This is a genomic window from Thermosporothrix sp. COM3, assembly GCF_059696735.1.
On the sequence record NZ_AP019376.1, the window covers coordinates 3,188,367 to 3,210,924 of the forward strand.

Annotated in this window: 3 protein-coding genes; all 3 read right to left on the reverse strand. The window is 53.7% G+C overall.

Annotation, left to right across the window (positions count from 1 at the left end):
* Nucleotides 1-8: 8 nt before the first annotated feature.
* The 3 genes from KTH_RS13785 to KTH_RS13795 all read right to left on the reverse strand — a co-directional run bounded on the left by KTH_RS13785 (nt 9) and on the right by KTH_RS13795 (nt 22,418).
* Nucleotides 9-8,918, reverse strand: a complete 8,910-nt coding sequence (locus KTH_RS13785; RefSeq protein ID WP_497619402.1) for an SDR family NAD(P)-dependent oxidoreductase — start codon at nt 8,916-8,918, stop codon at nt 9-11.
* A 6-nt stretch (nt 8,919-8,924) separates the two neighbouring features.
* Entirely contained in the window at nt 8,925-13,625 is a 4,701-nt protein-coding gene (locus tag KTH_RS13790; RefSeq protein ID WP_497619404.1) for a type I polyketide synthase, read from the reverse strand.
* 66 nt (nt 13,626-13,691) lie between these two features.
* Nucleotides 13,692-22,418 (reverse strand): type I polyketide synthase, encoded by an 8,727-nt coding sequence (locus KTH_RS13795; RefSeq protein WP_497619406.1) that lies wholly within the window; start codon nt 22,416-22,418, stop codon nt 13,692-13,694.
* Between the last annotated feature and the right edge of the window lie 140 nt (nt 22,419-22,558).

Below are 22,558 nucleotides of genomic sequence, written 5' to 3' on the forward strand. Positions count from 1 at the left end.
ACTTGATGCTATGAGATGGTCGATTCGAGATTCTGTGCGTCAAGGCTCTCGATCTCGTCAATCATAGCCAGTTCAATGACGACGGCCTGATCTGCGATGGTAGGAGCCTCAAAAATGGTGGCGAGTGGTAATTCGATCTGATAGTGTCGTCGTAGTCGTGAGATGAGTTGTGTTGCCAGAAGAGAATGTCCCCCCAGTTCAAAGAAGTTGTCATTCACACCTATGGACTCTATTCCTAGCAGCTCGCTCCAGATATCTGCTATTCCTGCTTCTAACTCAGAAGCGGGAGCAAGGTATTCAACCCCCAGTGTAGGTCGTTCATAGCGTGCTTGATTTCCCCGGGCCTGCTGCAATACCGTCGCGCTGGTGAAATCTTTACTTGCTTCAATTAGAGCGTGGAACTGCTGGGTAGAGACAACAATATGAGGAAATCGCTGGGCAAGCACTCGCGTCAGCGCCTCTGCACCTTCTTCAAAAGAGATACCGATGCGTCGGCGATTTTCAATGAAAAATTCCTGTACTGCCGGGTCATAGCCATCCAGTCCGGCGGCCCAGGCATTCCATTGCCATTCTCCCCAATCTATAGCAATGACCCGCTTTCCCTCCGCCATCCGAGCCTGTGCGTAGACATCCAGGAAGGTATTTGCTGCACAGTAGTCGACCTGCCCGGGGCCTCCTCCTGTCGTCGAATTCATGGAAGAGAAGAGGACCAGAAAATCCAGAGGGATAGCGTGAAGAACGCGTTCGAGAACCAGTGTCCCCTGCACTTTGGGGGCCAGCACACTGGCGGCAACCTCTGGTTTTTTTAATTGCATCAATCCCACACCGGGCAAGCCGGCAGTATGCAGAACGCCGTGCAGCGTGCCGAACCTGGCAAGCGTCTTGCTTATTACCTCTTGCATGGCTACCTCATCGGTCACATCTGCTCTCTGAATCAGAACCTCTGCTCCAAGCTCTTCCAGATGAAGAATCTGGCGAATGCGGTCACAGAGACGGGAGTTTGGATCTTCCTTTGACAGGATTTGCTCCCACTCGCGACGCGGCGGCAGCTCTGAACGCCCGACAAGAATGAGCCTGGCCTGAACAGTTCGAGCCAGATAGGTCGCTATTCCAAGCGCGATCCCCCCCAGGCCGCCTGTAATCAGGTAGACGCCTTTCTGACGCAGACCGGCTTCGTTCGCCCCACAGGAAGGAAGTTGAACAGGTTCAAAGGATTGGACCCAACGGCGCGAGCCCCGCAATGCAACCACACCTTCGGTTATGCCCGTCTGAAGTTCGTTCATGAGCATATGGGCGAGCCGTTCAGGAGCTCGCTCTGTCAGGTCAATATCAATATTGCAACAGGCATATTGAGGGTACTCCTGTGGAAGGACGCGGCAAAATCCCATGATGAGCGATTTTTCAGGGAAGAGACGCTCATTCCCTGTAACGCTGTGTATGCCATTGGAGACCATGAAGAAGTTGCCGCTTTCAAGACCTTGATCACCCACTGCCTGAACCAGAGAGAGGACCCTGTAAAAGTCAGATGAAGAAGCGGTCGCCTCGCCGCGGGAGTCGGGCGAAACAGACCAGAGATAGACAATGTGCCGGGGCAGTTTGTTCTGCTGGCCTAACGCCCGAAAGAGTGCTTTATAGTGCTCGGGGTTTTCGGGAACCAGACGAAAGGCATTCGGGTTTTCTCGATCGAAGGTTGAGCCAGGGGAGACGGTGATGACCTCCTGGTGGGCTGCCTGTAATTGATCCGAGAGATATTTTCCAATGCCGCAACTATCCAGAAAGAGCAGCCAGCGGGCAGCGGTATCTGTGCTCTGTTTTCCCGCGATGCCGGGTAGTGCCTGTTTCCAGGTTGGGAGATAGAACCAATCTGTGATATCGGGCTGTTTGCGTAATGGATCCTTGTCTTGTATTGGTGCGTTGCGCCCCGATAGGGTGGCTTTTGGTGGAAGACACCAGTAGCGCTTACGCTCAAAAGGATAGGTAGGGAGTGGAACGCGCCTTCGTGGCCGGGTTGAGAGCTGTTCCCAATCGATAGAGACTCCGGTGAGCCAGAGCTTTCCCAATGCTGAGAGAAAGGCAATTTGTGCCGATTGCTGCTCATGACGCGAGGGCAACGTGCTCAGTATGAGTGTTCTTTGTGCCGGACTACAGGCGGGATGCTGCTTTAGGAAAGAGCCGAGGGTTTGTCCGGCTCCCACTTCCAGCAGGGCCCAATCAGGTTCCTGTAAGAGTTGCTCAAGACCGGCAGCAAACTGAACGGTTCCACACATGTGCCGGGCCCAGTAGGTGGGATCGGCTGTTTGCTCGGCAGTAATCCAGGTTCCTGTGACATTTGAGAGGTAGGGGATTTTTGCTGGCTTGTGTTGCATGGTGCTTGCGAGAGCTGTCAGTGTTTCTTGCACCTGCCAGAGCTGCCGAGAATGAAAGGCGTGAGTGGCGTCAATACGTCTTCCTGCAATCCCTTCGCGTTGAAGCACCTTTTCCAGCCGCTCAATTGCAGGAATTGTGCCAGACAGCACACACACATGTGGCCCGTTTACGACCGCAAGATCAAGCCCGGCTTCAAGGTATGGCTGTACTTCTTCGGCAGAAAGCATCACTGTAAGCATCGCGCCCTCTGGCTGCTGTGCGATCCATTGTGCCCGCCGTGCTACCAGCGTCAGGGTATCCTGAAGCGAGAGGACTTCGGCCAGACAGGCGGCAACATATTCACCGACACTATAGCCAAGCATCGCCGCGGGCGTAATTCCTAGATGCATCAGGAGTCGGGCAAGCGCATATTCCACCACAAATGTAAAGGGTTGTGCCACCTCTGTTTTTGCCAGAGGATCAGGAGTGCGTACCGGTGCACGTCCTGCCAGGGCCGGCCTACTGGCTGTCGAGTGCCCTTCGGGATTGACAAAGAAAGCCCGAATATCAGTGGCGAGGATCGGTTCCAGGATGCGGGCGCACTGCTCAACGACCTCACGAAAAACCGGTTCATGCTCATAGAGGTCCCGGGCCAGTCCTCTATATTGTTCGCCGACACCTGGAAAGAGGAAGACAACCGGACGCTCAGTTCGCTTTTCTGCGTGACTGAAGACCTTATTTGCCTGTTTTTGTTCCAGAGCCGTTACCAGCTCGGAGCGATCTGTAAAGACGAACATACGACGGTGCTCAAATATCTTCCGCCCGACCTGTAAGGTATAAGCAACATCTGCCAGATCAAGCGTATCACCCTGTTCCTGTAGATAAGCCAGGAGGTTATCATTGACGTGTTCGAGCGCCTGAGCACTGCGGGCTGAGAGCAAAAGCAGTTGGGGTTCAGTAGAGGCAGGACGCTCAGGAAGCGATGGCGGCTCTTCCAGCACCATATGTACATTGGTGCCGCCCATGCCAAGCGAATTCAAGCCAGCTCTTCGGGGGAGCTTGTCGGTCTGCCAGCCGCATAACGTGGTATTCACGTAGAATGGACTGTGAACAAAATCTATTTGCGGATTCGGACTCTCAAAATGAAGGCTTGGTGGAATGACGCGGTGTTGTAGTGCCAGTGCTGTCTTGATTAATCCTGAAACACCTGCGGCTCTATCCAGGTGTCCTACATTCGTTTTCACCGAGCCAATAGCACAATAGTTTGTTCTCCTGGTATGCGATTGAAATGCTTTGGTCAGCGCTGCGACTTCGATGGGATCTCCTAGCTCGGTAGCTGTTCCGTGTGCTTCGACATAGCTGATGCTGTCTGCCGAGACGCCCGCTCTTTCCAGCGCCGCCATGATGACTTCAGACTGACCTATGACACTGGGGGCAGTATAGCTCACTTTGAGGGAGCCATCATTGTTCATGGCAGACCCTTTAATGACCGCATAGATCGTGTCACCGTCAGCCAGTGCCTCTTCCAGGCGTTTTAGCACGACAATGCCAGCTCCATCGCCGAACATACTTCCTTTCGCTTTTGCATCAAAGGTACGGCAGTGGCCGTCAGGGGATTCCATGCCTCCCGCTTCATAGATGTACCCTTCTTTGGAGGGGACACGGATGGAAACGCCACCGGCTAATGCAATATCACATTCGCCCTGAGCAAGGCTCTGACATGCCATATGGGCGGCAACGAGAGAGGTCGAGCAAAATGTCTGGACAGAGACACTGGGTCCTTTCAAGTTGAGCTTATAGGAGACGCTGGTTGTAAGCGAATCCTTATCGGTGTTCATGGCAATCTGGTAGCCGCCCACCTCTTCAATGATATGGGGGATGTTGGCAAGCGCACAGTAGAGGTAAGTGCTTACATTGGAGCCCCCGAACATTCCGATCAGCCCTTTATAGCGCTGCGGATCATAGCCTGCATTTTCCAGAGCCTGCCATGCACATTCAAGGAAAAGCCGGTGTTGAGGATCCAGCAATTCGGCTTCGCGCGGGCTATAGCCAAAGAAGGCCGCGTCAAAGAGTTCGATATCTTCCAGAATCGGGCGCGCTTTGACGTAGGCAGGATGCTTGAGTTGTTCAGGATCAATCCCGGCTTCGAGTAACTCTTCTTCGCTGAAGAAGGTAATGGATTCTATGCCATGACAAAGATTGTGCCAGAATTGCGTGACCGTGCTGGCACCGGGGAAACGCCCGGCCATGCCAATAATGGCGATGTCCTGCTGCTTTGTTGTCGCCCGTGCCTGCTGACGCCGTGATTTGAGGATATCCTGTTTGTTTTCTCCCCGGGGCTCCGCACTGGCCTGGAGATACTTGAGCATGGTGTTGATCGTGGGGGCCTCAAACAAGGTGACAACCGAGATCTGTACCCGAAAGGTTTTCTTGATGCGAGCAATCAGTTGAAGCGCGATTAACGAGTTGCCGCCAAGTTCGAAGAAGTTGTCGTCAAGGCCGATCTCATCAAGGCCAAGAATCTGTTGCCAGATTGCAACAAGTTGACGCTCATAGTCTCCAGCACTTGTCGCTACAGCGACTGCTTCAGGCGCAGAAGCTTCTCGTCGATGGAAGCTGTCCATTTCTACCCACTGACGAATACGTGTATGGATATCGCCAGTCGAATTGATAAGCACGCTGTCCTGACAGGTGAGCGTATATTCCAGGGCCTGGATTGCTTCAGTGGGAGTCATAGCATATGCAGCAACCGTACTGCCAATCGCATGCTGCTCTCTCTCCTCCACACGCCAGGTATCCCAGTTGACGCTGATCCAGCGAGTTGCAGCGTGTTGATTGTGCTGTTCGGTAAAGGCGTTGATGAAATTGTTGGCGGCCGCATATGTAACGAAGCCCAGGCCTCCCAGAATAGCAGCAATAGATGAGAAGAGCAGGCAGAAATCAAGCGGCTGATCTTTCAGGACGCGTTCCAATACATAGAGGCCCTGCACCTTTGAGCGAAACACTTCTTCGGCCTGTGGTATCCCGGTCGTCTGTATTTCAGAAAAGGCAGTATCAGGAGTGATGCCTGCGGTATGAAAGATACCGTGCAGGGGGCCATACAATGCGGTCGCCTGTTGAACAACACGCTGCATTTGCCGCTCATCTGCGACATCAGCCGCGTAATACTGCACCGTGCTGCTATATGCTTCGATCTCCTGGAGCCTTCTTATTTTCTGACTGAGCGTGTCCTGTGCATCATGCGTTTTGAGCCAATCGGCCCATGTATCGTGTGCGGGTAACTCGGTTCTGCCCACGAGAATCAAACGGGCCTGAACGGTTCGTGCCAGGTGTTCGGCCAGCAGCAGGCCGATTCTTCCCAGGCCACCGGTGATCAGATAGGTCCCTCGGGTACGGAAGAGGCTATTGCCTGTGGGAGCAGAAAGTTGTTTGGCCCTATAGGTTCGTGTATAGCGCTGCCCATTCCGGTATGCTACAACACGTTCTGTCGGGCGAGTCTGGCATTCCGTAGCAAGGAACGCGTTGATCTGTTTATCTGCCAGATCAAGATCAATGCAGCGGCAAATGATATGAGGATATTCCTGCCCGATCACGATGCACGCGCCCAGGAGCGTCGCTTTTTCTGGCTCGATATGATCCTTTTCCCGAACAAGATGAAGGGCATTTGAGAGCACAAGAAGGTGTAGCTCTTTTTCATAGAACAGGCTGTTCAGGGCCTGCACAAGGAAAAGGAGCGAATAGAAACCCCTGTGCTGCACGGTCTGGAAATGTTCCTGTTCAGGGCTTGATCCATCCCTCTGCTTTTCCGTCAGGCTCCAGGCATGGAGGATGCTGTCAGGCATGCATTGCAGCTCGGTGAGGGTACGAAAGAGGTGGATATAATCCTCTGGTTGACGTGGATTGATTTGGAAGCGATGAGGCTGGAGCTGCTCAAAGCTGTTTCCCGCATAGACCCGTATGACCGTATGGTGTGCTTGCTCAAGGGTGCGCGCAAGCGTTTCACTGACTTTGTTCTCATCAAGGAAGAGCAAGTAGGTGGCTTTCTTTGCTTGTTGGGCGGCGAGAGGCGCGGGCTCCCAGGTGGGAAGAGAGAACCAATCGCTGATCTCGGGCTTTCGTAGATTTTCAGGCGAATCTGCCGGGGCCCCGGGAGCAGCGAGCCAGTAGCGCTTACGCTCGAAGGGATATGTTGGAAGAGAGAGACGGCAGCGCTGTTCCTGTGCATAAAAGCCCTGCCAATTGATAGAAATGCCTGCCAACCACAGACGGCCGAGGGTAATGAGCAGGTGGCGCTGGCTGGACTGCTCTGGATCTGCTGGTAAGATGGAAAACCGGAGTTCCTCATTGAGTTCTCCGCCAGGCCGAAGCGCTTCCAGCATCTGGCCCGGTCCCACCTCCAGGAACAGGCATTCGCTTTCTGAGAGGAGTTGCTTCCATTCCCGGGGGGTGTGCTCTTCCAGACACAGGAGCGTCTGCCAGTACCGGGGACTTGTTGCTTGCTCTGCCGTGATCCAGGTTGTGGTGAGATGAGAAGCGTAAGGGATAGTGGGTTTTTGCAATGAAATGCCTTGTATCATTTTGGCTGCCTGCTCGGAAGAGAGTACTGATGCGCCTGTTTCCAGAGAACGAGCGCGTTGTACGACAAGTCGTAATGCATCCTCCAGAGATAAGACACCAGAGAGACAGGCGGCGACAGGTTCAGATCCATATATGCAGGCCGGTTGTATGCCCCCTTGCTGGAGAAGCCGGGCAAGTCCATATTCTACAATGAAGTGAAGGGCTGCCTGTCCCGAAGCAGATAGCTGCTGCTCATGCCCTTCAAAAAGTGCTTGAAGAGCCAGGCCAGACTGTTCCTGCACACAGCGGCAGCAGCGCTCAACCTCAACTCGAAATGCATGCTCTTCCTGGTAGAGCACCTGGAGAGAGGCGAACGGGTAATGCGCTTTTTCTGGTATGAGAAACGCAACAGGACGATTCCGATGCACCTGATGCTGACGGAGAAGCCGATCTGAAGGGCGGTCGCGCAGTACTTGAAGGGCGTCCATGCTATCGGTGCAGAGAAGCGCCTGTTGATAGTTGAAGGTGCTCCGTCCTACCTGAAGAGTGTAGGCCACATCTGCTATGTTGAGGTCCGGATGGGTTTCCAGGAAGGAAGCAAGGTTTCTGCACATGGCATCAAGCGCTGTCTCAGTTTTTGCTGAGAGCAGCAGCAGGGACCAGGGGCGCGAGTGAGGGGAAGAGACCACTTCTGGAGCCTGTTCCAGTACCACATGGGCATTGGTTCCGCCCAACCCGAAAGAACTTACACCGGCACGTCGCGGATGATCCGTGCTTTCCCACTGCTTGAGTGTGGTGTTGACATAGAACGGGCTGTTATCAAGATCAACATCCGGGCTTGTTCGCTCGAAATGAAGGCTGGGCGGGATCTGGCGATGATGGAGCGCCAGAGAGGTCTTGATCAATCCAGTGATGCCCGCGGCGCGATCCAGGTGGCCTACATTGGGTTTGACAGAGCCAATAGCACAGAAGCGCTTCTTATTGGTTTGGCGGTTGAACGCTTTCTGCATGGCTGCTATTTCGACGGCATCACCAAGCACTGTCGCCGTGCCGTGTGCTTCCATATAGCTGATGCTTTCGGCGGAGAGGTTGGCATAACTCAGGGCTGCCGAGATAACGTTTGCTTCTCCATCGACGCCCGGCGCGGTATAGCTCACGCGGGTGCTGCCATCATTATTGATTGCCGAACCCCGAATGATCGCATAGATATGGTCGCCATCGTCCAGAGCATCGTGCAGCCGCTTTAAGGCTACGACTCCGACACCATTCCCCATAACGCTGCCCTGGCCCCGTGCATCAAACGTTCGGCAGACTCCATCAGGGGAGAGGATGCCGCCCTCTTCGTACAGGTAGCCTGTCTCTTGTGGAAAGACAATACTGACGCCGCCAGCAAGTGCAATATCAGATTCGTAGTTCAGTAAGCTCTGACAGGCCAGATGTGTGGCGACCAATGAGGTCGAGCAGAAGGTCTGCACTGCCAGTGCCGGGCCACGAAGCCCAAGCTTGTAAGCCACTGTAGAGGAGAGAGAGTCCCGATCATTGCCGACATCGAGCTGCATCTGTCCGATTAAATCCATCAACTCTTTATTCGGTAACAGATTGCGTAACATATATGTGCTGACGGCACTTCCCGCGAAAACGCCAATGAGACCTTGATAGGTAGATACATCACAAGCAGCGTCTTCGAGTGCTTCCCAGCAACATTCAAGAAAGAGGCGATGCTGTGGGTCCATAATTTCAGCTTCGCGTGGTGAATATCCGAAAAAGGCTGCGTCAAAGGTATCTGCCTGCTCGACAATCGCCCCCACGCGAACAAAGTTCGGATCGCGAAGTAGCGCCGGATCAACCCCCGCCGCGCGAAGCTCTTCATCTGAGAGCGGACGCAGGGATTGATGTCCCTGTGAGATATTCTGCCAGAACTCCGTAACATTCTGAGCTCCAGGGAAGCGCCCCGACATACCGATAAGAGCCAGGGCCGTTTGATATTCTTCGGTGTAATATACTGAACTGGTCATGAGATCTCATCTTTCTTGCTGCTGACGTTCGTTAAGACGCTGTCGCAACCCTGCTCGACGCTTCATACCGCGCTCGTCCCACTCGTTTTGTGCATGATCCTTCGTCTCTGATTGCATTGAAGAATACTGTTGCAGGTATTGAGCCATTGCGCTGACGGAGGGAGCTTCATAGAGCGCGGCCGCAGGGAGACGAACAAGAGAAAAGGCCTTCTTCAAGCGGGCTATCATCGCAACGCCTGTTAAGGAGTTGCCACCCAGATCAAAGAAATTATCATCAATGCCAATAGGGGTGATACCGAGCATATCTTCCCAGATGGCTACTATTTGTTGCTCCTGCTTGTTTCGTGGGGCGCTGTACGATGTGCTGAGTGCCGGGCGGGGGTGGCGCTCTGTTTTTCGCTGCTTTTCTCGCTCGTATTGTATGACGGTACTTGCTGTGAAGTCCTTGCTGAGCTCTGCGAAGGTGCAAAATTCCTGCGTTGAGACAATAACATGGGGCTGATCCTGAGCCAGAAGACGCGTGAGCGCGGCGAAGCCTTCATCAAACGAGATGCCAAAATGGAGGCGATGTTGTTTGAAGAGCTCTTGTGCTGCTGGATCATAGCCCTCAAGTCCAGCTTCCCACCCGTTCCATTGCCATTCGCCCCAGTCGACAGCCAGCGTTTGCGGGTATTGATGTCGTTGCGCCTTCGCATAGGTGCCCAGAAAGGCATTGGCAGCACTATAATCGACCTGCCCTGGCCCTCCCCCGGTGATCGAGGACATAGAGGAAAAGAGCAGAAGAAAGTCGAGCGAGGGAACATCTTGCCTGATCAGTTTTTCCAGGATGAGTGTTCCGCTGACTTTAGGAGCCAGCACATGCGCTGCTGCTTCTGCCGTTTTGAACTGTGTAAGGCCGATGGCGGGGACGGCAGCGGTATGAAGGATGCCATGCAGCATGCCATACGTTTCCAGAATGCGCTGAAATACCCTTTGCATCTGTTCTTCATTGTTGACATCCGCAGAGAGGACAAGAGGCTGAACGCCGTGCGCTTCCATGCGTAAAAGGGCGCTGATCTTGCGCTTGTTTGTCTCATCCGGGAGTGCGAGCATGCGTTCCCACTCCTGGCGGGGCGGTAATGCCGAACGGGAGGTCAAGATCACCTGCGCGTGATACTGTTGCACCAGTCGCTCCGCCATTGCCAGACCAAGCCCACCTAAGCCGCCTGTAATCAGGTAGACACCGTTCTGCCTGAAGATCGGTTGTGTCGGTTCGGGGAGAGGATATGGCACAAAGGTTTCCAGCCACCGTTTGCCTCCCCGAAGAGCGACAACCTGATCTGAGCAGTCACTTGTTAGCTCAGTCAGAAGGAGAGCGATTTTGGACTGCGTCTCGGAGAGCACAATATCAATTGTCCGACACCGAATGTGGGTATACTCCTGGGGAATCACCCGGCAGACTCCCATAACGGCGGATTTTGCAGGACAGAGGCGTTCCCCTTCCATAATTTCCTGTGTCTCGTCAGAGACGATTGAGAGCATACAGGGTTGCTCATCGAGATTGCCCAGGCATTGGGACAGCGCTAAAAGGCTATAAAAGCCGTAGTCTAGAGGCTTCTCCGGCATGCCTACCGTCCACAGGTGAACGATATCGGTTGGTAGGCCACCGAGCACAGCAGGCAAGGACTGAAAGAGCTGCTCATAATCAGCGCGATCAGGCGGACTGAGACGATAGGAACCATCTTGTAAAACTGCAAATCTTTCGCCCGGTTTGACCAGAGCAACGGCTTGCCCGTGATGACGTAAGATATGCGCGAGACGCTCACCGATACCCTGCGCATCGGCAAAGAGAAGCCAGCGAGGAGCATCTTCTCTGCTCCTTGTAAAGGGATGCTGGGGAGCACCTTGTTTCCAGGATGGGAGATAGAACCAATCAGAGATATGTTCCAGTCGCGCCAGTTGATCGACACTCATCACCTGAATGGAGGGGCCTGGAGACGAGGGTGATTTGGCGGGTGTGAGCCAGTGACGTTGTCTTTCAAAAGGATAGGTAGGCAATGAGACACGGTAGCGCTGTTCGTGGGCATGAAAGCCTGCCCAGTTCACAGGCACGCCGGCGAGCCAGAGCTTGCCAAGCGTTTTCAGCAAGAACGCTTGCGTGGGTTGCCGATCATAGGCGGCTGGCAGGAGAGGATGTATCAGCGGCAGACGTGCCGAACCACATGCGGGATGTTGCTTCACAAAGGAGCTGAGACCCTGGCCGGGGCCGACTTCGAGAACCAACCATTCAGGATCATGAAGCAACTGTTCTACACCCCTGACAAACTGCACTGTTTGACACATATGTGCGGCCCAATAGGTTGGATCCAGCGCCTGTTCATCTGTCAGCCAGGTGCCAGTGACGTTCGAGATCAGAGGAATTCGGGGTGTTGACCGTCGCACGCTATGGGCGTACTTTGTGACAATAGGGCGCAGTGGTTCCAGCATAAAGGAATGAAAGGCGTGGGTTGTTTGGATGCGAAAGCACGCAATTTCCTGTTCATGCAGACGTTGCTCCAGAGACTCGATTGCATCAGGAGAACCGGCAAGCACGCATGTCATCGGGCTGTTCACGGCGGCGAGACTGATGTGGGAAGAGAGATAGCGCTGCACCTGAGCTTCTGGTGCATTGACTGCAAGCATTGCGCCAGCCGGAAGCTCATCAATGGCCCGGGCACGTTGCACAACCAGGGTAAGAGCGTCTTCCAGACTCAAGATGCCGGACAGACAGGCTGCTACATATTCTCCCAGACTATAGCCAAGCAGGGCAACAGGTTGAATCCCCCACCGTTGAAGCAAGCATACCAGGGCATATTCAAAGACAAAGAGCGCCGGCTGAGCAATAGCTGTGCGAGAGAGCGAAGAGTTTGTAGCGCGCCTGGAGCGTCCTACCATTGCCCGAAAGTCAATGTGCGAGGACATTGGTTGGTGTGGCGGCTGCTCTTGCATAAAAATCTCGCTTATATCCAGGTCGAAGCTGGCTCGGAGGAAAGAACAACAGCGTTCTACGGCCTCGCGGAAATCTGGCTCATCTCGATACAGCGCTTTTGCCTGTTCGCCATACTGTTCGCCTACACCGGGAAAGAGGAAAGCAACTTTGCGCTCCCGAAAAGGGTCCCGGGTGGTCAAGACCTGTGCCGAATTGCCGGTTTGCAGGGCCTGGATAGCATCTTCTCTTTCCTCACAGAGCACGACGCGTCGGTATGGAAAGACTGTTCGTCCTACCTGTAGGGTATAGGCGACATCTGCTATGTTCTGTTCCGGATATTTGCTCAGATGAGTTGCCAGTTGTTTCGTCATCGCTTCTAGCGCGGTCTCGGTGCGTGCCGACAGCGAGAGGAGATGAAATGGACGAGCTGACGGCGCGTTTACATGTTCTGGAGCTTCTTCCAGAATGACATGCACATTCGTCCCGCCTACGCCAAAGGAGCTGACGCCTGCGCGGCGAGGTGCATCGGCAGCGGGCCAGGCTCGCAGGGTTGTATTGATAAAGAAAGGACTCTGTTCTAACTGAATATCAGGGCTGGTTTGCTCGAAGTTCAGGCTGGGTGGAATCTGCTGATGTTGAAGAGCCAGCGCGGTTTTTATCAGACCGGTGACTCCTGCTGCGCGGTCCAGATGGCCCACATTTGGTTTCACTGAACCCAGGGCACAGAACCGCTGTTTGTCCGTTCTTCCACGAAATGCCTTGAGGAGTGCCCCTAGCTCGATCATATCCCCGAGGGCAGTTGCAGTGCCGTGGGCTTCGATATAACCGATACTCTCAACATCTATATCAGCATTGTCGAGGGCCTCAGCGACAACATTTGCCTGTCCATCGAGTCCGGGAGCGGTATAACTGACTCGTGCTGCCCCATCATTATTGATAGCGGTTCCTCGAATACACGCATAGATATGATCGCCATCGTTCAAGGCGTCATGGAAGCGCTTGAGAACGACACAACCTGCCCCGTTTCCCATAACGCTGCCTTGCCCCTGCGCGTCAAAGGTGCGGCATTCCCCATCGGGAGAGAGAATACCCCCTTCCTCATAGATATATCCGCTTTCCTGGGGAAGGTTGATCGCGACGCCACCGGCAAGTGCAATATCACATTCACCATTGAGCAAACTCTGACAGGCAAGATGGACCGCGACCAGGGAGGTTGAACAGAAGGTTTGTACCGCAATACTGGGCCCTCTGAGATTGAGCTTATAGGAGATAGTCGTTGTCAGAGAATCCTGGTCGTTGCCGACATTGACCTGTGCCTGTCCGATGTTCTCAAAGAGTGCCGGATCAGCATAGATATTGTGGCGCATATAGGTACTGGTGGCCGAACCGGCAAAGATGCCAATCAGCCCTTGATAGGTGTCTGGTACATAGGCTGCATCTTCCAGCGCGGACCAGGCGCATTCCAGCATAAGCCGATGCTGAGGATCCATAATATCGGCTTCACGTGGCGTATACCCGAAGAAGGCTGCATCAAAGTACTCGACGTCTTCAAGGAAGCCTCCCGCTTTCACCAGATCAGGCTTACGTAATTCAGCAGGATCAATTCCGGCTGCCAGCATTTCCTCATCAGTAAAGAAGCGGATGGATTTTATCCCTCCGGCAATGTTTTGCCAGAACGTTTCAAGGGTTGCAGCCCCTGGAAACTTTCCTGACATGCCTATGATGGCTAAGGCTGTATCGTAGGACGAATCATTTGTCATCTTGCGCTCTCTCCTCTCCAGTGGAGAAATAACTGTGTCACGATGAGATGTGTGTCTTGGGGAGGGCTATTCGCTCTTTTGTCCTCCTCCATGCATGCGACGGCGAAGCGCCTCCCGCCTGCGTGTGCCTCTATCGGAGCGTATGACACTGACCGTTTCAGCCTGCTCCTGCGGGATGACCTGTGCCAGGGCATGAATCGAGGGCGCTTCGTAGATGATGTAGGCTGCAAGGTTTGTCAGTTTCAGCCCTTTTTTCAGGCGCGTCACCAGATCCAGGCCGATAAGAGAGTTGCCACCGAGCTCAAAGAAGTTATCATTGACACCGATGGCTTCGATACCGAGTAGATCTTCCCAGATTGCGGTAATCTGGCGTTCCAGATCTGTCGCTGGCGGAGCATAGGAACTGCTGAGATTGGGTCGCGGGTGTTTCACCCGATTCTGTTGTTGTTTCTGGGTTCGCTGGAGCACAGTCCTGGTTGTAAGCGTTGTGCTGAGATTCAGCAGTGCCTGGAATGGCTGAGGTGAGACGATAACATGAGAAAGCGAAGATGCCAGGACACGCACAAAAGCCTCTGCACCTTCCTCCGCTGTGATCCCGAAGATCTGGCGTTGCGTACGGAAGAAGTTCTGTGTTTCGCTATCGTATCCTGCTAAACCCGCCTCCCATGCGTTCCATTGCCATTCGCTCCAGCTCAGCGAGACAAGAGTTCCTATCTGCGGGTATGAACAACGGGTGCAGGCGTCGAGAAACGCGTTTGCGGCACAGTAATCGACCTGCCCGGGGCCTCCCGTAATCGAGGTGATAGATGAGAAGAGAGCCAGGAAGTCGAGCGAAAGATCTGGTTTTTCCTTGATGATTCGTAAGAGTGTCTCTGTTCCCACCACTTTAGGAGCGAGCACTGTTGCCGCATCGGCAGGTTTTTTGATCTGGATCAGACCAACGCCCGGCGCGCCGGCAGTATGCAGGATGCCATGTAGTGTGCCAAAGGTTGAGAGTGTTTGAGTAAGGGCTGCACGCATCTGTTCTTCATCTGAGACATCGGCCTGAAGGAAGAGAAGCTCTGCGCCTGCTTGCTCTAAGTACTGAACCGTGCGAATTTTCCAGCCTATGCCGGATGTATCTCCCTGGCTGGCAAGGATATGGGGCCATTCCTGACGAGCAGGAAGCATGCTGCGTCCGATAAGTGCTATTTTGGCATGAAACTTCTGTGTCAGGTATGCTGCCATGCTCAGAGCAAGCCCACCGATGCCGGTTATCATATACACGCCATTCTGACGCAGGTTGACGGTATCCGGCTGCGTTTCCGGGAGTTCTAGCGGCTCGAAGCTCTGTATCCAACGCGTCTTATCACGCAGCGCAACGACGCTTTCTCCTGTCTCACTGCTGAGTTCGGCGCTGATCAGATGGAGCAGCGTGGTCTCCTGCTGACTTCCTGGCTCTGGCAACTCTATATCAATGTTGCGACAACTGACGCTCGGATATTCCTGAGGAATCACGCGGCAGGGGCCTGAGAGTGTCGCGAGGGCCGGGCGGATTGTTTCTCGTCCGGTGATAGCATAAATGGTGCTTGAAAGTACATTCAGGGAATAGGATTGAATTCCCAGGTCGCCAAGCACCTGAGCGAGGAAGAGCAAGCTAGAGAAGCCTTCTCTGAGCTCTGTTTCTATTGCTCGTTCTTCGCGATTGAGTGACCAGAGATGAACGATGGTAGCAGGTGTTTTTCCCTGCGCCTGTAATTCCTTCAGGACCATTTCGTAATCAGCCCGCTCACCCGGATGAATGCTATATATGCCTTCTTCTCTTTTCTGGAAGGCCTGACCGGCCCAGATACACGTGACCTGCTCTGGAAGAAGCTGTAGGTGCGTGATAAGCTGTTTCCCGATCTGGCAATTGTCCATAAAGAACACCCAGTGGGCTTGTTGTTCACGTGCCTGCCTTCGAGCAATGCGAGCCGGCGGTGCTTGTTTCCAGCCGGGGAGATAAAACCAGTCTTTGAGTGGCTGCTTTTGCTCTGTTGTGCGCTGTGCTGAAACCTCTGGCTGCGCCGGTGCCGCTTCAATCCAGTAATGCTGGCGCTCAAATGGATAGGTTGGCAGTGGCAGTCGGTGGCGCCGTTCCTGACTGTAGAAGCGTTCCCAGTCGATTGTGACGCCGGCAAGCCAGAGCTGCCCGAGCATTGCAAGAAAGGATGCATTTCCCGGTTGGATGGCTGTCAGCATATCTGGAAGCAAGCGAGAATCAACCTGCTTGAGGCAAGAGGTAAGCTCAGGATTTTGGGCGGTGCCTACTGTCAGAAGCACCGAATCAGGCTCTTGTATCCATTGCAGGAGTGAGGCTGATAGGGACACGTTTTGCTTTGTCAGGGCTCCTCTGTAGGAGGAAGGAATTGCAAGACCATCACGGAGCCAGGTTTCACTGTTGCTTGAAAAGAAAGGGATACTCGGCGTATGGAGTTCGATATTCCGGGCCTGTTCTGCCAGAGCCTGTGGGGTTTCTGCCAGTACCAGAGACAAAGCGTCTTCAAGTGTCAGCACCCCGGCCAGGCAGGCCGCTACATATTCTCCAATGCCAGAGCCAAATACGGCTTGAGGAGTAATGCCTGATTGAAGAAGGGCTTGTCCGAGCGCATATTCTGCCAGGAAAAGGGCAACCTGTCCGGTGGGTTGCTTCTCTCTCTGGGACCCGGTCAGGGAGCACACGCTTTCCCATCCTCGGTCGAAGTGGGCTTGAAAAGCGGGTTCTTGAGCACAAAGCAGTTGGATATCCTGATAGTGATCCGTTGCCGGGAAGCACAAAATGAGCGGGCGTCCGGTACGCTGTTCTTTCCGTATATGGAGACCGGTTCCTGTGGAGAGCGCCTGTAACGCTCCCGCCTGCGTCCCACTGACGAAGGTGCAACGATGTTCAAAACGTCTGCGCCCAACCTGGAGGGTATAGGCGACATCTGCAAGCTTCGCATCTGGATGGCGTTCCAGGTAGTTTTGCAGATTGCTGATACTCTGCTGAAGGGCAGATTCCGAGCGGGCAGAGAGAACAAAGAGCTGCGAGGAGCGAGAAGCCGATGAAGGCGTCTGCATGGGCGCCTCCTCAAGAATAACATGGGCGTTCGTTCCACCCATACCAAGCGAATTGACCATCGCTCTTCGTGGACGACTGCTGCGCGGCCACGGAGTCAGCCGGGAATTGACATAGAAGGGACTGCTGGCAAAAGTGATCTCAGGATTTGGTGATTGATAGTGGAGGCTCGGGGGGATCTCTTCATGTTCCAGTGCCAGCGTTGTCTTCATGAGACCGGAGACGCCCGCGGCGCGATCAAGATGACCTACGTTTGTTTTCACAGAGCCAATCGCGCAGTACTGTTGACGCTCTGTGTCTGTGCGGAACGCTTTTGTAAGGGCTGTAATTTCGATCGGGTCACCGAGTTCTGTGGCTGTTCCATGTGCCTCGACATAGCTGATACTCTCCGCGGAGACGTCTGCATTGAGCAGAGCGGCCTTGATTGCTTCTGCCTGTCCGGTCACGCTTGGAGCGCTATAGCTGACCTTCAATGAGCCATCATTGTTGATCGCGCTGCCTTTGATGACGGCATGAATGGTGTCTCCATCTGCGATAGCATCAGAAAGGCGCTTGAGGACAACAATGCCAACGCCGTCCCCGAAGATACTTCCTGTGGCTTTCGCATCAAAGGTACGGCAATGTCCATCAATGGACTCCATTCCGCCTTCTTGGTACAGATAGCCTCTCTTTGTCGGGACGCGAACCGAGACGCCTCCTGCCAGAGCCATATCACATTCATTGGCAAGGATGCTTTGACAGGCAAGATGGACGGCGACCAGAGAGGTAGAACAGAAGGTCTGAACCGCAACGCTTGGCCCTTTGAGATTGAGTTTGTAGGAAACGGTTGTTGTCAGGGAATCTTTGTCGTTGCTGATGACAAGCTGATAGTCATCGATTGATCCCAGGATGGTGTTTGCATGCGATAGCAGGTAGGTACTCATAGCGGAACCGCCAAAGACACCGACAGACCCCTTATACGTCTGGGTGTCATAGCCCGCATGCTCAACCGCTTCCCAACAACACTCAAGAAAAAGTCGGTGTTGTGGATCAAGTAAACTTGCGTCTCGGGGTGTATAGCCGAAGAATGCGGCATCGAAAGATGCGATGTCTTCAAGTATCGGGCGTGCTCGCACATAATCAGGATGCTGAAGCAGATGGTCAGGGACACCGGCTTCTGCCAGTTCCTCTTTTGAGAAGAAAGAAATAGTCTCCACGCCGTTACGCAAATTCTCCCAGAATTGTTCAATAGAGTTGGCGCCCGGAAAGCGCCCGGCCATGCCAATAATAGCGATACCATTTTGTTGGGGGGTGGCGCGTTTGGCTTTTTGCGGTTGTTTGCTTTCCGTTGTCGCTGTCTGTTGAGTGTTGCGAGCATAGCGGGCAAGGGCGTTGATCGTGGGCGCTTCAAAGAGCGCAACATTGGGTAGTTGGAGTTGCAGCGCTTTATTGATCTTGTTGATAACCTGTATGCCAATAAGAGAGTTCCCCCCTGATTCAAAAAAGTTATCGTCAGGGTTGACTTCGTTCAGGCCAAGTGCTTCCTGCCATATAGTGGTGATCGTGCGCTCGTAATCTCTGACAATGGTTGGAGTCTGTGAGGGAGGCGTTTCGCTGACAGGTGGCAGCCACTCCTGAAGTCGCTCTTGAAGCTTCCCTGTTGAGTGGACGATCCGGGGAGCGACTGGAGAGGCCAGGATGCGATTCAAGGCATCAAGTCCCTCATCGAGTTCCATTGCATAGCTAAGAAGTGCTTTCCCCTGGAAGGCTGTTTTCATACTGTCCGTTAGCCATGTATCCCAGTTGACGCTGATCCACGGCTGTTCCAAACTTCGATAGCGCCGGGCGAAGCTATCCAGGAAACAATTTCCGGCTGCATAGCTGATAAAGCCCAGACCACCCAGTACAGCAGAGATAGAAGAGAAGAGCAGGCAGAAATCGAGAGGCACTTCTTGCAGTGCCTGATAGAGCGCAATGGTTCCGTACACCTTTGCTTGAAAATGAAGCTCGCAATCGGCCCGGGTCAGATGCTGGATCGATTTGAGGGCCTCTTGCTCCACGTTGCCAGCCGCGTGAAAGACTCCGTGCAGTGTACCGAATCGGGTAAGCGTCTGTTGTATGGCTGCTTGTGTCTGTGCCGGATCAGCAATATCGGCTTGAAGTAGCAGGACTTCTGCACCGAGGGCCTCCAGCTCAAGCAGATGTTGAAGTCGCTGTGCGGTTTTACTCGTGCTGTCTTCACTGCGAAGCAGGTCTGGCCAGGTTTCTCGTGCGGGTAAAGCCGAGCGACTGAGCAAGACAAGTCGAGCCTGTACTGTTCTGGCGAGGTACTTTGCCAGAGCAAGACCGATACCGCCCAGCCCCCCGGTGATAAGGTAGACGCCCTGTTTTCGTAGGTGTGCAGGATACAGAGGTGCTTCCAGATGGATAGGGCGATACTGCTGGACCCAACGTTGCTGGTTTCGATATGCAATGCTTTGATCTGGACTGTCAGTGCAACAGTCTATGAGAAGCTGCCTGATCGTATCTTCGTCGCTTTGATACTGTAAGGCATTGCCTGCCAGATCGATATGCGTACAACGAAGAGCGGGGTATTCCTGTTGTATCACCTTACAGGCTGCCTGTAAGGGGGCATGCTCTGGATGCACATGGTCCCGATCAGTTACGGGTTGAAGTTGATTGGTAATGATGTTTAGCCGAACAGGGTGCGAGTATGCCTGTAATGCCTGCGCCAGGAAGAGCACACTATAGAAGCCATTGGTTTGCAGGGCTTGAAAGGAAGCTCTGGAGGGCATTTCGCTATCCTGTCTGGAAAAGCCTCCACAGTGAATAATTGTTGCAGGGAACAAACCACTGTCTTGCAACTCCTGACAAAGCCTGCTGTAGTCTTCTTGGCATGCCAAGCGGATGGAATACATATAGTCATTTTGCCGATGGAAGTGTGTAGCCGCATAAACCTGGATAACTGACTGATTTTCCCGGAGGAGTTGCTGTGTAATTGCCTTGCCCAGATCCGCTTGATCATGAAAAAGAAGCCAGGGGCCACTTTCCGTCAGCCCGTTTGCCCGGGGCGCCGGACGTTGAATCCATTCAGGGAGGTAGAACCTATCGGCGAGTTCTCTTTTCCCGGATTGTGGGAGCCGTTCTTCAGAGCGATTCCCTATCCAGCAGCGCTGTTTCTCGAAAGCGTAGGTAGGCAATGAGAGCAGCCTTCGTTGCGTTCCTGCATGGAGAGCAGACCAGTTGATTGAAACCCCGGCAAGCCAGAGTTTACCCAGGCAGGTAAGTACAGTCTCCTGAACAGAGAGGTGATCATCAGCCGAGTGCAGAAGCGCCACTATAGACGTCTCAGCAGTATCTTGCTCGGTTTGGCCTCCAATGTGTACAAGGAAGTATCGCTTGCTGTATTGAGACTGTCTGATCTCATCAACGGTTTGCTGTCCGCATGTGATCCAGTACTCAGGATCAGTAGCCTGTTCCGTCGAGATCCAGTCTCCGGTGCGGGAAGAGATAAAGGGAATCTCGGGCGGGTGACATGGAAGCTGAGAAAGAAGGTCCGGGCTTTCTGTGTCCTGTGCCATGTTCAACCTGAGAGCATCTTCAAGCGAGAGCACCCCGGAGAGACATGCCGCAATGTACTCATCCCTTCCTGAGCTGAACAGAGCCGATGGCGTGACACCTAGCGAGCGCAGGAGTACGGCAAGCGCATATTTCACAATGAAGGATTGGGTTTGTTTCTGGCACTGCTGGATATCTCTGTTGAAGGTATGCAGAAGATACGTGCGGCAGCGGTCAATGATGGAGCGGAAAACAGGTTCGTTCTGATAGAACTCCGTACTCTGTTCAAGTGAGAGGTACTCTTGATGTGAGAAGAGAAATGCGATTGGATGCCCCTTGTCTGAAGGAAAACCGGTCAGGAAGGAGCGTTCCGTCAGTGTACGCAGGGCTTCTTCTCTATTTCTGGCAATGATGGCCCGCCGCCTCTGGAAGGAGGTACGACCTACCTGCGTGGTGTAGGCAACATCAGCCAGAAGAGCGGTGGGGTGCTGCTGTAAGTACGTGGTGAGGCGCTCTGTTGCCTGTTCCAGGGCTGTTGTGGTTCTGGCAGAAAGCAGAAGCAATTGTGCGGTGGCAGGTGCTTCGGTTTCTGGCGGCATGGGCGCTTCTTCTACTATGACATGTGCGTTGGTCCCGGACCAGCCAAAAGAGCTGACCCCTGCTATATGCGCTCCTTCAGGCCAGGCCCGCCTTTGCTGTACTATTTCGATCGGGTATGCTTGCCAGTTGATTCGCGAATTGGGCTTTTGTACATGGAGGTGAGGGGGAAGTTCACGGTATTGGAGAGCGAGAACCGTCTTAATGAGCCCTGCAATACCTGCTGCTCCGGCCAGGTGACCGATGTTGGTTTTTACCGAGCCGATCAGGAGGGGATGTTCTGAATGACGCTCCTCTCCCAGCACCGACATCAATGCATCGACCTCGATTGGATCGCCCAATGCAGTCCCGGAACCATGAGCTTCCACATATTGCACCTGCTGAGGGGTGATGCCTGCGTTTGCCAATGCTTGTCGAATGACAGCGGCCTGTGCGTGTTTGTTCGGTGCGGTCAGGCCATTGCTGCGCCCATCTTGATTGACAGCAGAGCCGCGAATAAGCGCGAGGATAGGGTTTCTATCTGCGAGCGCATCCGAGAGGCGCTTGAGCACAAGTATCCCGCAGCCTTCTCCCAGTACAAACCCGTTGGCCGACTCATCGAAGGTTTTGCAGCGCCCGTCGGCTGAAAGCATCCCCATTTTACAGTAATTGACAATATTTTCTGGAAGCAGCGTGACGTTCACACCTCCGACCAGAGCGAGATCAGATTCATATTCCCGCAGGCTCTGACATGCGAGATGGGTAGTCACCAGGGAGGATGAACAGGCCGTATCGACAGTCAACGCGGGCCCTTTTAAGTTGAGCTGATAAGAGAGACGCCCGGCGGCAACACTGGCCGCGCTGCCCAGCCCGAAGTAGGGGTCATTGAGATGGTCGCCGTTTCCGTGCTGAATTTGGAGCTGCATGTATTCCTGGTTGCTCATCATGCCGATAAAAACGCCGGTCTGACTCTCCTGGAGCGATTCAGGAGAGATACCGGCGCGCTCCAGCGCTTCCCAGGCAACTTCAAGCAATAGTCGCTGTTGGGGGTCCATTCGCGAGGCTTCGCGAGGCGAGAGGCCGAAAAAGCTGGTATCAAAGCTATCAATATCAGAGATAAAGCTTCCAAAGCGGGTATACATCTTGCCAGGAGCCTGGGGATCCGGGTCGTAAAATGTTTCAAGACTCCAGCGCTCAGGGGGAACCTCTGTTACGGTACACTCGCCATGAGAGAGGAGCCGCCAGAAAGCTTCTGGTGTATCTGCTCCGCCAGGGAAGCGGCAGCCGATACCGATAATTGCGATCGGTTCATTTGATGCTCCACGGGGTGTGCGAGCTGCGGTGTGTGGCGTCTCTAGCGTCATCAGGTACTGAGTAAGCCCGGCTATATTTGGATAGTCGTAGAGGAGTGTATCAGAAAGACTGACTCCTAACCAATCTTCCAGTAAGCTGACGAACTGCACCGCATCAGCCGAAACCAGCCCATAACTCGCGAAAGAATCATGTATATCGACTTCCGCAATATCAATGTCCAGAAGCTGTGCAAGTTCCGCTTGCAGCCTGGCCTGGATTGTCTCTTCTGTGAGAAAGCTTGCTTTGCGCATTGATACTTCCTTATTAACTCTGCCAGATATCACCAGCCAGGTGTGCTTGCTTTGTACAGGAGAAGGCTGGCGTTCATTTTGACTTTTCCGGGTGAGAAGCACTCTTTCTGCTGCAAGTCTAAACAAGTCTTCAGGGAAAG